The organism is Polaribacter sp., from assembly GCF_039939415.1.
Taxonomy (GTDB): Bacteria; Bacteroidota; Bacteroidia; order Flavobacteriales; family Flavobacteriaceae; genus Polaribacter.
Genome location: NZ_JBDVJE010000048.1, coordinates 90,569 through 106,304, shown reverse-complemented (window position 1 = coordinate 106,304; position 15,736 = coordinate 90,569). Strand labels below are relative to the sequence as shown.

Genomic DNA, 15,736 nt, shown 5'->3' with positions numbered 1-15,736 from the left:
TTATAAAAAAATAGTTTGCAAAGGTATTTGATTATTATGACTTTACCATGTTTTTTATTGGCTTTTGATTTAAATAAAAAACCCACTCAATAAATTGAGTGGGAAAATTGCTATGAAAAAGAAAAAGTGTGGCTTAATAAAAAACCACACTGCAAATATATAGATAATATTTTTTCTTTTTTACTAAATTTATTAAAAATCGAAGTACCAATTAAACAAATCTGCTCTAACACCAACAGAAAACCAAATATTTGTTCCTGATGGATAACTAGTTAAAGGTATTTCTGATGAAAAATCTCTAAAAGATAAACTTGCAAAAAGATTTGTATTATTAGATGGATTGATTAAATAATTGGCTTGTAAATCTGCAATAAAGATATTTGCTGTATTACCTTGTGTAAGTTCTATACCTGTATCTGCTAATCTAGCTTCATAAGTTAAATAGATGTCTCCACCATAACTTATTGCCTGATCATTTAAATCGAAACCTTTTTTTCCATAAATAATTTTTGCACTTCCACTCCATCTATCTTTTTTATATCTTGCTATTGCAATTGCTTCCCAGAAATTTGCACCCCAAAGATGTCCAAGAGGTTGACTATAATTTCCGTAATTTAGAATTGGTGATTTATGTGCAAAAGTATAAGGACGAGCACGATTATATTCTAATTGTAAAAATAAATTTTCAACATTAAAAGCATCAAAGTATTTAGCTCCTATTTGATATGCAAACTTATGTTTCCAATCACTCATATCACTAAAATTACCAAAAGAAAACTCATCAACCATAAATTGAGAATAAAGAGAAATATTATTATTTAGTTTGTACTTTCCTGTTAAACCAATAATTGCGTTTCCTGCATCTTCACCTCTATTAAACTCTAAAGATCTATAAAAAATTATAGGGTTTAAAAAACCTGCATCTATGCCATTTTCTCCAGCAGAAATGGCAGTTTCGAAAAAACCTAAGTTTAATTTATCTGTAATGTTTACACTTAAATAATGAGCTGCAACATATTTTCTTGCATGTTCATTAGGGTCTGACACAGAACTTATAGATGGTTCTGTATTCCACATCCAAATGTTTGTATATTGAAATTTCCACAAATCTACTTTCATTTTTAAATAAGTAGTAGGTGCAGAAACATCAGACAAAATAAATGATCTATACCCATCTCCAATAAAATTCTTACCATTACCAAATTGAAATTGCATATGCTTATTTGGTGTATATGCTAAATATGCTTCTGCCACAGGATAATCGTGAGAATCTGTTCTATGTCCTTTAGATTTTCCTCTACCAGGTACTAAACCTTCAGAGTTTTTAGGTTTAAAGTTTAAAGCCGGATTTGTAATATAACTATTTATATATTCTGCAAATCTTCCTTGACTTTCTGAATAGGTTGTAGAAAATGAAAAATTATTACCAATTTCTCCATTAATATTTACAATTCTAGAGTTGTTAAAAGTGTAGGCTAAATCTGAGTTATCTTTTCCTAATTGAACATCAAACAGCATATCTACTGTAAACCAATAATCATCTTTTTTTACTTGTAATAAATGTTCATTCCAAACTTTATTACCCAACCAAGTTCTTTTATTTGGTTTTAAAAATTTCTTTTTTTCTTCCGTAAGATTATAATGCTTACTTATCTCATTATAACTATATGGCTTAGATGCTGTATGAGTTCCTTTTGCTTTGTGTAAAGCATATTCATAATCCACATAATTTTTATGAGTAAAAGGAATGTTTAATTTACTATTATGTTCTAAAAAGGTAGAATCTGCAATTCTTGTTTTTTCTACAACATCAAATAAACTTTCTTTTTTTACCTCTAATGTTGTATTAGAGTCTGCTTTAAAAGAATTTTGGTCTATAATTGGAAACTTTATTGGAAGCTCGAACTTCATTTCTATAGCATGGTTGTTATAAAAAGCTGGGGTAATTTTTGGAAATATTTTAAAAGCTTCTTTTACTGCTTCTTTAATTTCTTCATAAGGAGTATTTACATAAATTAATTTAAACTCTCCTTCTGCAGTTACTGCAAAAATAGTGTTAGCTGTTCCATTAAAACCTTCATTTTCTACTATTGACGGTGTTTTAAATTCTGAAAAAAAGTGTTTTTTTGTGGTAATATAAAAACACTTTTCTAAAGATTTAATTTCTTTTCCTTTACACACATCAAAAACAGGATATCTTTCTTCTTGTGCAAGTAATATTGATGGAAATAATAAAACTAAAAATATATATTTTTTTATCATTCTATAATTTTATAACAGTGTTATCTGTTAGTTGATATTTTTGATTGCTTTCTTTACAAAATGCAGTTCCGTTTTCGTTAAATTCTAATGTATGTCCAAACTCACTTACCCAACCAATTTGTTTTGATGGATTGCCTACAACAAGTGCATAAGGTAAAACTTCCTTAGTAACTACAGCTCCTGCACCAATAAATGCATACTCTCCAATATTGTTTCCACAAATAATGGTTGCATTAGCACCTATACTGGCTCCTTTTTTAACTATAGTTTTTTGATAATTTGTATTTCTTTTAATGGCACTTCTTGGATTAATTACGTTTGTAAAAACCATAGAAGGCCCCAGAAAAACATCATCTTCACAAATTACTCCTGTATAAATAGATACATTGTTTTGTACTTTAACATTTTTACCTAAAACTACTTTTGGAGAAACCACTACATTCTGACCAATATTACATTGGTCACCAATTACACAATTAGACATAATATGACTAAAATGCCAAATTTTGGTATCTTTTCCAATACTGCAATTAGCATCAATTACTGCTGTTTCATGTGCAAAGTATTCTGGCATAAATTAGTATCCTGAATTTGAGTTTTTTTCTTTGTTTACAATTTCTTTAGATGATGAAGTACCAATTCTATCTACACCTAGTTCAATCATTTTTACAGCAGTTTCGTAATCTCTTACACCTCCTGCTGCTTTTATTTTTAATGGTTTTGAGTTTTCTGCAATTAATTTCATTGTTTCAAACGTAGCTCCATTTGGTAAATTATTTTCTGTTTTAAAAAAACCTGTTGATGATTTTACGAAAACTTTACTTGCGTTTTCTTCTCCAAATTTTGTAAAAACAATGTCTTTAATTAATTGTGAAATTACAACTATTTCTTTATTTGTTAGGGCAGCAACTTCAATTATCCATTTTACAACCTTATTATTGTCTAATGATAATTTAATTCCTTGAATAATTTCGTTTTTTACCAAATCTATTTCACCTCTTTTAAAAGCCTCATAATTAACTACAAAATCTAATTCATCTGCACCTAAATCAATAGCTATTTTAGCTTCTTCTAATTTTTCTGCTGTAGTATAAGTGCCTTCATGAAAACCAATTACAGTTCCTATAAGAATATTTTTACCTGCTTCTAGAAGCATTTTCTTTGCTAAAGGAATATAATTAGCACGAATCATTATTAGTTTATAATCATACAAAATTGCTTCTTTAATTAATTCGATAACTTTTTGTTGATTTTCTTCTTCTGAAAGATTTGCTTGACTTGCTATTTTTAAGTAAGTAGCATCTAAATACTGATTGATTTTCATATTACAAAAGTATGAAATTATAAAAAATTAAAGATAAAAAAACCCAACCTTTTGGTTGGGCAAATTTTTATTCTATCCTAAAGGAAATAGGCAAGTTATACCTAACTTTTACAGTTTTACTATTTTGTTTACCAGGTTTAAATTTAGGCAACTTCTTAATAATTCTATTTGCTTCTTTTTCTAGAGCTTTGTATGCAGTTCTTATTTTAACATCTACAATTTCTCCTTTATTATCTATAACAAATTGTGTTTGAATTTTATGTTTGCCAGAATGCAAACCTAATTCATTGGCTAATTCTATATCAAAATTACGTTGTACAAATTGTTTCATTTTTTTATCAAAACATCTTTTACTATCTTTTTCTGATAAATTTTCACATCCTTTAAAAACGGGTGCATTTTGAATATTTATAAAATCTACTTCGTCTTCTGGTTCTAAATCTTCATCCTCTTTAATTTCTATAAAACTATCCAAATCAATTAATTCTGGTGTTTCTTCTGAGGTATCTATAATTGTCTCAATAATATTGTTATCTCCTTTTTCAATTTTCGCATCAGGAATAAAAACAGTGGTTGTTTTTTTTACTTTTGGAACAGTTTTAGGTTCTTTAGTAAAAATAACTTCTGTAGTAGAATCAAAATAAACAATATCTTTTTTATCTGGTTCTAAAACAGCTACTGTTTTTTGTACGGTTTGGTACTCTAATGTTATGTAAACAATAAAGAGTACTAATACAAGTCCTAACTGGGTAAAAATGTTAGAGAACTTTTCTAATTGTTTGGTTGGTAGTTTTTTTGTGTTTTTCATAATTAGAAAGTTTTAAGTGTTAAAGACTTGTTAAAATCAAAGAGCGTGCCATAAAAAAAACAGCAGCAAATTTCTTTGCTGCTGTTTTTTTTATTTTAAATTACCAAGTATATGTTTCGTTACTGTAATAATCTATATAACTTCCTGTACCATTAGAATTCCAAGTATAAAGTGCTGCTAAAAATGAACTTTCATAAACTTTTAAACTTCCAGAATTATCAGTTCCATTAGATTCTAAAACAATTGTATAATCATCAGACATTAATTCTATTTTTGTTACATCAGCATTTAACCACCATTTAATGGTAGATGATAAGGTATTATCTTCTGAATATATATTTACCACCGCATAACTGCCGTCTTTTAATTGATTCCCATCCATAAATTTACCTGTAAAATCTACACTGCTAACAGAATAAGAAAAGCTATATTTATCTGATGCTTCTGTAATTGTATATTCTACCATAATTCCGTTAGAAGACCATGTATAGGTTTTAGTACTATTTAACAAATTAGATTTTTGTGCAGTTTTTGATACATATTTAGCAGATACTGCATTACTTGGTAGAATAAAAAAAGCAGCAAAAGACGAACTTAAAGTTTTTAATGTTTCGAATTGTGCATTTGCTTGTTGTGCATATTGATTGTTAGAATTTGATAATGTAGAAGGCACAGATAATGCTTGTATATTATCTACAAAATCTTGCATTACTATTTCAGATAATTCTTCTTCTATAATTACTTCATTATCATCATTACTGCTACACGATGACATAATTATTATTGAAAATAATAAAAGTGATGAGAAGATTTTTTTTGTTTTTGTAATTACTTTCTTTTTCATAATTTAAATTTAGTTTATTAATATTTTTTTTGTTGATGTTTTTCTATCTGATAAAACTTTTACCAAGTAAATTCCTTTAGATAAAACTGATGTGCTTAACTTTATTTCTTTTTTATTATTTACTTTTTTAAAAACTACTCTTTTGCCGATTGTATTAAATATTTCTACTTTACCTATTGAAGAATTAAGTGATTTAATACTAATAAATTCAACCGCTGGATTTGGATAAATACTAACTTCAATATCGTCTATAAACAAGTCTTGTAAAGAAAGTACACTAGAGTCTTTTAATTTGATAGAAAAAGTTCCGCTATCAGATTGTATTTGATTTGTTTTACTTGATGAATTTTCAATCCAAATTTTTAAGAAAAATTTTGTACCTACTGTTAAATTATCTAAAGAAATACTAGTACCACAAGCTATTGGCGCTACACTTGTACAGGATGCATAAATGGCAAATTTAAGTACTCCTTCACCTGGAGTTCCTTCAATAGCAAACTCTCCTGTGGTTGGAACTTCTACTGAATACCAAACATCTGTAAGTACAGTGCCTACTGCACAACTTGGATTATTGTTTGCAGTTCCGCTATTAACATCTCCTAATGTTTGTTGTCCAAAAACTAATGGAATTGCATTTGAACAATCATCATTTGCAGGTGCACAATCTGTAGCATAAAATGCTGTAGCATCTTTGTTGCTCCAGTTTGTATTGCTATAAGATGCATCATCTACTTCTATACAAGTTAAATTTATATTTCCTGTTGCGCTAAAGGTGACAGTATTTGTGTTGTTTCCGTTTTTTACAACTAAACTTTCTAAATTATTATCATCTACATCTATCCAAATTAAATTTATGTTTTGTCTTACATCTAATTGTTTTAATTGATTTTCATTTGCTACAAATAATTGTAGTTTCTTATTTGATATTAAATTTATTGAAGTTAGTTGGTTTTTATAACACTGTAAACTTTCTAAATTTTCTAATAAATTAACATCTATTTCTGTTAGTTGATTATCACTAATATTAATATTTTTTAAATTTAGATTTGTTGTGAAATCTATATTCTTTAAATGATTGTTCTCTAAATTTACAATTTCTAATTGCAAATTATTACTTAAATCTACTTGATTAATACTATTGTTTTTTGCATTTAACTCTACTAAACTTTTAAAATTTTGAATTCCTGTTAAGTTTGATATGTTTTTATCATTAACAAGTACTTGTGTTATGTTTTCTATATCAGCAGTTAATACTCTGCCATTTAAAGTTGCATCAGAATCAATGTTTTCATCAATTAAATATTGCTCGAAATTTGTATCTGGAATAGAAGTTATAGGCGATCCAAGTTCATCCACTTGTATAAAATTATCTATAGAAGAACATAAATTAAGTTGATAAACAGCAGCCATGCCTGCATAAGAATTAACATTTTCATCATAAGCTCCATAATTATAAGAACCTACAACCAATGTATTTCCATTTCCTGATAAGCTTACTGATTCTCCAAAATATTGACGTCTATGTCTTCCTTCTAAAAATAATTCACTCTTTGCCCAACCAGAAGCAGATTTAATATAAATGTGTACTTTTCCTCTACCATCTGTTGTGCTGTTTAATTCTTGCCATTTATGTTCTCCTATAACCAATATATTTCCATCATTAGACATACTTATATCTTTACCAAACTCGAATCTGTGGCCGTTATTTGCTCCTGAACTTGTATATGATTTTAAAATAATCTCACTTACCCATAGACTATTATTGTCATCCCAATTAAATAACTCTACACTTCCTGCACTTGTTTGTGAATTAATATCTGAAACCATTAATGTTTTTCCATCATTAGAAAGTTTAACTACACCTCCAAAATTTGCATTAAAATCTGGATTTCCATCAACATCACTTCCCTTTTGTTCCCATTTATTGTTATTGTATTGAAACACTCTAACATGTCCATGGCTACCATTGTTTGTTGTTGCTCCATCATTACCTGTAGCGCCTATTGCAAGCGTTTTTCCATCTCCAGATAAATGTATAGATCCTCCAGAATAATCCCCTGTTGCTTCCCCTAGAATTCTCTCTCCTAAAACCTCCCAAGTATCATTTGCATTGGTATAATTATATACAGTTGTATAACCTTTATGGCCATCATTATTTACGCCTCCAGGATTACCATAAGAACCTACTGCTAAAATATTACCATCATTAGAAAAAGAAATTGATACACCTGTACTAGAACCATAATCACCAATAATTTGATTTCCAAAAGGCACCCAATTATTACCATTTCTTTGATAAACATACACTGCTCCATAATCGCTATTATATAAATTGGGAGCAGAAATAGCCAACAAGCTTCCATTTGCACTTATCTCAACAACACTACCAAAACCACTATAGATATAAGTAGAAGGGTTTAAGATATCTTCACCTATTTGCTCTAAACCATTAATTGTTTTTTCATAAACCATTACCCTTGAAACTGATTTTGTTTGATATTGTCCTGATGCACCAATAGCAATAATATTTCCGTTTTCTGATACACTTACACTATTCCCTAAATAATCATATTGTGCATTACCATAAAGTTCTTCTCCAAAAAGATTGATTTTATTTTTATTATGGTTAAAAATACTTACATAACCATTTTTTCCACTTGTTGCAATAGATGGAGCTCCAACAGCATAAACCTCTCCATTACCAGAAATTGCAACTGCACAACCAAATTCATCTGTATTATCATCACTTTCAAAAGCTAAATTAACTTGCTCCCAATCTGTATTAAATTTTAAAACTCTTGCATTAAATGCTTCTCCAATTACAATAGCATTTCCATTACCAGAAAGTTGCATACTAATTATTTTAGAACTTCCATCTTGAGTAATATTTGCTCCTTTTGACACCCAATTATCAGCTGTAAGCTCAAGTACAGCAACATAATCTGCATTATTGGTTTGAGCAGTACCAATTGCAATTGTATTGCCATTTTCTGCGATACTGACTTTGCTTCCAAAATACCCTAAATTTTCAGTTCCTTTGATTGTATTTCCTAACTGTCCCCAAGTATTTGAATTATATTGATATACTTTTACTTGTCCTTCATAAGAAAATTGATCTATTGAATTAGGATCACTATAATAAGAATCACCAATAATTAAAGTTTTTCCATCAGCTGATAAATCAATTTTTTCATCAAACAATTCATCTCTTACAGCTATATCTTGCCCTATTTGAACCCAGCTATTTGCGTTTAATTCGTAAATTTTTGTTCCTGTTTTACGTGCAATTGCTATTGATGCTCCATCCCCAGAAAGAGACATATCAACAATATCTAAAACATCATCCCATAAAAAATCTTCTCCGACTTTTGCCCAAATTCCATTTTCAAATTGATATACTTGTATGTAAGGGAAATATTGAGGAGCTAAATCTCCATATTTGTCTTCTATGGTTTCTCCTGTATTTAATGTAATACCAATTTGAGAATCGTAAACAGCTAAAGTATTTCCATCTGATGATAACTCTACTTTTTTACCATAAGTGTTAAAAAAGTCTTCTACTCCAATTAAATCTTGCCCTTTTTGTAACCAACTACCAGTTTCGTTTGTATAAACTCTCACTCTACCACTATTAACTCGAGTGGATGTTCCATATCCATACTCACCAATAGCTAAGACTGTTCCGTCATTGGAAAAACTAACTGAGTTCCCAAAATAACTTGTAGATTCTGTAGAAATTATTTTTTCTATTTCTATTGGGTATAATTCATTTGAATTAATATTATATTGAGCTAAACCTATTTGTGAAAATAGTATTGTAACAATAAAAAATAATTTTGTTTTCATAGTTTTTTATTTTAGTATTGGTGTTTTGTCTGCCAAAGCCAAAGCAATTTTTTTATAATCTCTATTTAAAGCTTTTTCTTTTTTATTAAATGCAGCTCCAGGAACATTTATAGCCATTGTGTAATTTTTAAACTTTACTCTTAACTCTCGCTTTTTATCAATCCAAAGAGCAGCATTGCCTAAATTTGGTATCCATTCTGCACTTTTAGAAATCCCTTTTTGTAATTGCCAACTTTCTACCCAAGAAGTGCCATCTTCTAATTTGTCTTTTTCTTCGTAAAAACGAATGCTTCCTACTAAATAGTTGTATTCTTCATCAGACAACTTTACTCTTAGTGTGCACGTTTTGTTTTGTGCATTTCCTTCAATAGTTAAAATTTTATCAACAGAAACATTATATAATTTTGCTAAAATTTCTTTAGAAATATAACTGCAAGGAGAAGCTAAATCAGAAAAATAAATTTTTGTTTTAAAATTTTTACTTACAAAAGAAGTATCGTTAAAATTTGTACCAATTGCCGTTTTTTTATCACCCCAACAATTGATAAATAAAACAATCATCAAACTAAATAATATTGTTTTTTTTATCATAACTCTTTAATTTAAAACCCCATTTTTTTGTAATCGTTGGTATTGATATTTACTGATTTATCAGAAATATTAGTAACCTCTATTGTAATTTTTTTTCCATTTTGTATGGTATTCATCTCTAAAACAAAACCAGAAAAATTAGGGTTATTCATTTTCATACCCAACATTGGCAATGCTTTATTTTGAATAGGAAACTTTTTAGAAACCCAAAACGAAGTACTTCCTTTTTGGTTAGTGTAATTATAATCTACCTTAACTTCTTCACACAAATAGCCTATAATTGTTTTGGTATTTCCTGTTTTTTTGTATTCAAAATCACCTTCTTCTGGGATTTTATCTTCCATATTATATTGGTCTCCCATTTGTTCTATAGAAGTCGATTTTTTAATTTTCATTCCCCCCATATTTATAAACATTGTCATTGCTTTTGGAGTGTTTACAATCAACATTTTTTGACCTTGCATTTCTTTAGTAGTAATAGACATTCCATAAATATCTGGATACTTACCAATTAAAAATTCTATATTTTGAACATCACCTCTTTCATCTATCATTTTAACTTCAATACCTTTATTAAAATTAAAAGTTGATGGAATGTTTACAGTTGGCAAAACTTTTCTTAACATTTCCATTTTTTCATCTTCTGTATGAGCATCAACTGGATTTTTTTCTTTAGTTTTTCTTTCTCTTGTAATGGTATATTCTGGTTCAGTTGTATTTATCATTCCACTAATATTGGCAAGTGTAAATCCTTTATTAAAATCACCTTTTCCTCTTTCAGTTTTAACATTACTAAGTTTCGCCTTTCCAGAGAAGTTAATAATAATATTTTCATCTTTATTAAAGGTAATTGTTACTGTACCACTTGTAAATTTTAATCCTTGTTGAGGAGCACTAACCATTTGATCAAAATTAAACTGACCTTTTACTAAAGCATCATAATCTAATTGCAAACTAACTTCTTCTGGGATTTTAAATGTTTTGTTTTGAAGTTTATTGATATCATCAACATTTTTTAATTTGATAATATATCCATCATGTACATCAGCACCAAAAGTGTCCCAATAACCTATTATTTCAACCTCTTTTCCTCTTTTATTTACTTTTGTTTTAGAAAGATGATTTATATTAATAGCTCCGTATAAAACAGCGTGCATAATTGATGATGACCCATAAGATTTGTTTCTATCATCAATTTTTGATTTTTTATCATTTTTTAGAACTTTTTTAGGTTTTTTGCCATTTAAAGTACTATCAATAACTTTATCTGTTTCCTTATCAATCTTTTCTTCTATTTTTTGTTCTACTTTATTCTGAACTTTCTTTTTTAATCTTTTCCATAATTGAGCATTTGTTGGAGCTATAGTAAAGGTTGATAAAACAAGAAATGTAATAAGCGTTTGGTAGTTGGTTTTTAGCTTCATCTTTTAAGTCTATTTTCTTTTAATGATTCTAAAAGTGAAAGGTTAACGTTTTTTTATTTATTTTTATTTTTTTGTTAACCTTTCACTTTTAGAATCATTAATGAACAAACAGCAACTTGTAATACTTTTAAAAGAATCTGATAAAGAAGCTCTTAAAATGATCTATCTAAAGAACAGAGATTCATTTATCAATTTTGCTAAAAAATTCAATATTTCAAATGATGATATTTTAGATGTATATCAAGATGCAATTATTGCTTTGCAAGAAAAAGCAATAAAAGGTGAATTGGATAATTTAAGCTGCTCAATAAAAACTTTTTTATTTGGTATTGGTAAGTATATGTTATTTGAAAAAGCTAGAAAAAACAATAAGAAAGTTAGTGATTTTCCTTTAGAAAATGAAGACTATAATTATAAAGAAATTAGTACTAATTTTTTAGATGAAGAAACAAATCAGTTACAGGTTTTATTACAAGAAGCTTTTTCTACTCTTGGTAAAAAATGTAAAGAAGTTTTAACATTATTTTACTATCGTGGTTTTACAATTGATGAAATATCTGAGAGGTTAAACTACAAAGATAAAAATGTAGTTAAAAGTCAGAAATCTAGATGTATAAAACAATTAAAAGAACAGATTAAAAAATAAAACTCATGGAAGATTTAGAGTTTGATAAAAATCTAAAAAAAGTAATTACAATTGAAGAACGTAAACAACAGAAAACATATTTACAATCTGTTGAAAGCACTATTAAACCTAAAAAAACAAACTGGTTAATTGCAGCTTCTATTGCTGCTATAATTGGGTTAACTAGTTATTTTACATTGTCAAATAATTCTAAATCTAATCAAGAATTATTTGCAGAAAATTTTACTCCTTATAGAAATATTATAGTTCCTATTGTTAGAGATAAAACAACCTATACACCTAAATTTGAAGCTTTTGCAAATTACGAAAATGGCTCATATAAAAAAGCAATTACATTATTTAATAAATTAACTGCTAAAGATTCTTTAGATACAAACACCTTAAATTTTTACAAAGCAAATGCTTATTTACAAATAGAAAAGCCTAAGGAAGCTATTAAAAATTTATTAAAAATTTCTGATAATGATAAAAAATGGCAAGAAGAACGTTTGTGGTATTTAGCTTTAGCTTCTTTAAAAATAAATGCACCTAAAGATGCCAAAAAGTATTTAACTTATCTAAAAGACAACAATATAAAAGAGTTTAAAATAGCACAAATAGAAAAGTTATTGAAACAACTTCAGTAATTTTTTTCTATAAAAAATCAATAAAGAACCACCTAAAACAAAAATAATCCACCAATAATTAAAAGACGTATTTATTGGACTTACATCTCCAGAAACAATAAAACCAGCCCAATAAAAAGGATGTTTTAAAGTCTTATATTCTGCATTATTTAAGTAATTTAATTTTGCTATTTGTAATGCTTCATTTTTAGACTTTCCTTTTTTTAATTCGTTGTAAAAATCTATCATTATTATAGATGTTTCTTTATCTGGAACACCCCATAAACTTACAACCAAACTTGGCACACCAGCATACGTAAAAGCTCTAGAAACATTTACCAAACCTTCTCCTTTTTTAATTTTCCCAGAACCAGTATTACAAGCACTTAACACCGCTAAATCTGCATTTAAAGATAGATTGTATAACTCTGAAACAAATAATTGATTATCCTTTTCTTTTGAAGAAAAATTTAAACTAGAAAACTCTGGATGTACATTATTAAAAGAAGAGTGCATTGCCAAATGTAACATGCTATAATTAGAAGCATTTTTAAAAAACTTATCTTTATTTGCTTGCGCACCTGTAAACAATTCTGCAGCAAATATATTGGCTATTTTAGTTGCTTCTTTAGAGGCACCTAACAATGCAGTATTATCACTCCTTTTAGGATTTTTGTTATCATATTTTTGATAGATTGGTGCATAAATTCCTAATTTATTTTTTTTAGATTTTTTTGCGTTAATTTGCCCATTTAATAATAATAAAGAAGGGGCATAACTTACTTTTTTGTTTTCAATTAAAAACTTTCCATGAACATCAATTAAAGTCTCCATAGGAATATAATTTAAAACATCATCTTGTATAAAAATTAACTCCTCTTTTTTATCTTCTAATAAATTTACTTGTAACAATAATAGTTGATAAACTTTTTCTGCATAAGTATTATACCCTTTTTTATTAGGTGTTTTTAGCAATTTAATTAATGGTTTTACTGCTTTATTTATTTTAATATTATGACCAACTTTAATAAGTTTTGTGTTGTTTTTTGTGATGATAAAAGCATATAAATTTTCTTCAGAAAAAATATATTTAATCACTTTTTGATTGCTTTTTATTTTCTGTTTTAACTCTTTAAGTTTAAATAATTTTACTTTTTGATTGTAATAAATAGGATAATTTTCTTGATACCACTTTTCTACTTCTTCAATTTCATTACTTACTGTTAGTAGATTTTTTTTATACAAATTTTCTTTATCAACATTATTTTCTTTGTTTAAATACAATTGCTTTTTATAGTAATATAATTCTGACAAAAGTTCGTTTTCTTTTTGCAAAATTGAATCTGGAATGTTTAAAAATTTTCTTTGTTGACTGTTTAAAAATTTATTCCAAATAGATTTAGAACCATTTTCTTCTATAATTTCTATAATTTCATCTTTAGAAATACTTTCATCAAGCAAAGCTATAGATAATAATTGTTCGTGTATTTTTGTTGTTATTATATATTTCTGTTCATTATACCTTAAATGATTAAAATTTTTAGAGAAAATTTCTGAAGCTAATTTTATTATACTATAGGCATTTTTAATTGCTAATTTATCATTAGTCTCTAGATAAAGCATCTTATAATTTACACTAGCATTTATTAAAATATCTAATATACTTTGGCTACCGTAAGCGTTTATTTCATCGTAATTTAACTTCTCAATATCAATAATTTTGGTGGTGTCTCTTTGTGTTTTTTTAAATAACTTTTTATATACATTTTTTAACTCCTTATACTTTTTTTGTTTTAAAAGTAAACCTGCTTTTTTTGCATAAAAATGTAGTAAACTATACTCATCATTATTTACTTTTGCTCCTTTAATATTGGTTTCTAAGAATAAATTTAATTTAGAAATAGAATCGTATTTTATATAATAATCTATTATATGTAATCGATCTTTTAAAGTAAATCTAGACACTTTTTTTACATCAGAAATATTTAAAATTTGATTGCTTATTTTTTTAGATTTATGAGGATAGTTTTCCCTTAATAAACTTGCTTTAAATCTTAAAGCTGCCATTTGATAATTTTTTACAAACTCGTAAAAATAAGAAAGATTGTGAGGGTTATTTTCTCTTTTATTCTTGTCAAAATTATTTACAAAAAACAAAATTTTATTTACGTATTTTAAAGCACCAACTGTATCTTTTTTATAAGCTAACAACTTACCTCTATAATACCAACTACTTAGTTGTGTTCTTCCTTTAAATGTTTCATTAAACCAATTAGAAATATCTTGTTTTTTATTTCTAACCAAACTTTCACTTTTTAATAAATATTGTTCTGCTTTTTTTAGATCTCCATGTTGTAAATACCACATACAAACAGAATTATATGCAATATTTAAGTAACTCATATCTTTATGATTTGGTTTTACTTCCCAAATTTTAATTACTTTTTTATAGCTTTCTAATTCTTTTTGATAATAACCCAAATTATCATAAACTGTAGCTAAAATATGTTCTTGTACTGCTACATCTGAACTAAACTCTCCTTGATAAGCAATATTATTTGCAATTGCTCTTTTACTTAACGCTACTTCTTCTCTTCTATTTCCTTTTCTTCCAATTGCACTCGCTCTTTCATACATTGCTTCAGAAATATATTTATGATATAACCCTAAAGTGTCTTTAAATGATTCTTCTGCTTTTTTTGTATAGTAAATTACGGAGTCTTGTTTGCCTTTTAAACCCCAATATAAATATACTTGTCTGTAAACATGCCCTTTTAAATAACTGTCTTTTTTCGTGAATTTTTGTTGAAGTAATAAAGATTTTTTTAAATAAGGATATGCAGAATCTACTCTTATTTCTGCAACTTCTAAAAGTGCTTTTACAGCATATTTTTTAGCAAGTATTTTTTTATTTTTTAAGCTAGAAGTATCTTTATTAGCTTTTAAATATTTCTTATAAATCGATATTGATTTCTTAAGTGTTTCTTTTTTAGAATATTCTGTGTGATGAAAAAAAATAGAATCTGCTAATTGTAATTTATCTTCTATAATGTTTTCACTTTTTTGAGCACAAAGAATTTGTACAAAAAGAAAAGTAAAAAAATAAGATAACCAACTTTTTTTGAACATCAACAGTTTAATTTTCATACAATTAATTCAAAAATAGTAAATAGTTTTCTATTTATAGTTTTCTGCTACTTTTTCTAACTCATATAATTATTCTGCTGTTATTTTTATAATTCTAATAGTTATTACAATAGCATATTATTTTATCCGAAAAAAGAATTTTTAGTAATGTAGTTTAAGTGTTGCATTTTTTTTATGCTTTGAATATTCTACAAATATTAATAAATAAAAAAGCACCACATAAATGTGGTGCTTTTCGT

General features: G+C 27.1%; 11 protein-coding genes. 2 read left to right on the top strand and 9 right to left on the bottom strand.

Annotated elements, in window-relative coordinates; translation table 11 throughout:
- Nucleotides 1-192: 192 nt before the first annotated feature.
- The 8 genes from ABJG40_RS07680 to ABJG40_RS07645 form a co-directional block, all read right to left on the bottom strand.
- Nucleotides 193-2,262 carry a gliding motility protein RemB gene (locus ABJG40_RS07680; protein ID WP_348023996.1) on the bottom strand — a complete coding sequence of 690 codons (2,070 nt, stop codon included), beginning with the start codon at nt 2,260-2,262 and terminating at the stop codon, nt 193-195.
- A 1-nt stretch (nt 2,263) separates the two neighbouring features.
- Nucleotides 2,264-2,836 (bottom strand): acyltransferase, encoded by a 573-nt coding sequence (locus ABJG40_RS07675; RefSeq protein ID WP_348023995.1) that lies wholly within the window; start codon nt 2,834-2,836, stop codon nt 2,264-2,266.
- Between the two features lie 3 nt (nt 2,837-2,839).
- Complete coding sequence (gene deoC / locus ABJG40_RS07670; RefSeq protein ID WP_348023994.1) at nt 2,840-3,586, bottom strand: deoxyribose-phosphate aldolase; 747 nt, start codon at nt 3,584-3,586, stop codon at nt 2,840-2,842.
- 67 nt (nt 3,587-3,653) lie between these two features.
- Nucleotides 3,654-4,394: an energy transducer TonB gene (locus ABJG40_RS07665; RefSeq protein WP_348023993.1), complete on the bottom strand. Its 741-nt coding sequence runs from the start codon at nt 4,392-4,394 to the stop codon at nt 3,654-3,656.
- A gap of 100 nt (nt 4,395-4,494) precedes the next feature.
- A complete protein-coding gene (locus ABJG40_RS07660) occupies nt 4,495-5,238 on the bottom strand; it encodes a hypothetical protein (RefSeq protein ID WP_348023992.1) in 744 nt (247 codons plus the stop codon).
- A 9-nt stretch (nt 5,239-5,247) separates the two neighbouring features.
- Nucleotides 5,248-9,084 carry a T9SS type A sorting domain-containing protein gene (locus tag ABJG40_RS07655; RefSeq protein WP_348023991.1) on the bottom strand — a complete coding sequence of 1,279 codons (3,837 nt, stop codon included), beginning with the start codon at nt 9,082-9,084 and terminating at the stop codon, nt 5,248-5,250.
- A 6-nt stretch (nt 9,085-9,090) separates the two neighbouring features.
- Nucleotides 9,091-9,675: a hypothetical protein gene (locus tag ABJG40_RS07650; protein WP_348023990.1), complete on the bottom strand. Its 585-nt coding sequence runs from the start codon at nt 9,673-9,675 to the stop codon at nt 9,091-9,093.
- An 11-nt stretch (nt 9,676-9,686) separates the two neighbouring features.
- A complete protein-coding gene (locus tag ABJG40_RS07645; protein ID WP_348023989.1) occupies nt 9,687-11,099 on the bottom strand; it encodes a hypothetical protein in 1,413 nt (470 codons plus the stop codon).
- Between the two features lie 100 nt (nt 11,100-11,199).
- On the opposite strand from ABJG40_RS07645, the gene ABJG40_RS07640 reads away from it, so the two are divergent.
- Both ABJG40_RS07640 and ABJG40_RS07635 read left to right on the top strand, forming a co-directional pair.
- The gene (locus ABJG40_RS07640; protein ID WP_348023988.1) at nt 11,200-11,745 is read left to right on the top strand and encodes a sigma-70 family RNA polymerase sigma factor; all 546 of its coding nucleotides are present in this window, start codon (nt 11,200-11,202) and stop codon (nt 11,743-11,745) included.
- 5 nt (nt 11,746-11,750) lie between these two features.
- The gene (locus tag ABJG40_RS07635; protein WP_348023987.1) at nt 11,751-12,371 is read left to right on the top strand and encodes a hypothetical protein; all 621 of its coding nucleotides are present in this window, start codon (nt 11,751-11,753) and stop codon (nt 12,369-12,371) included.
- On the opposite strand, the gene ABJG40_RS07630 is transcribed toward ABJG40_RS07635, so the two are convergent.
- Nucleotides 12,351-15,479 carry a CHAT domain-containing tetratricopeptide repeat protein gene (locus ABJG40_RS07630; protein ID WP_348023986.1) on the bottom strand — a complete coding sequence of 1,043 codons (3,129 nt, stop codon included), beginning with the start codon at nt 15,477-15,479 and terminating at the stop codon, nt 12,351-12,353. The genes ABJG40_RS07635 and ABJG40_RS07630 overlap by 21 nt on opposite strands.
- Nucleotides 15,480-15,736 lie beyond the last annotated feature (257 nt).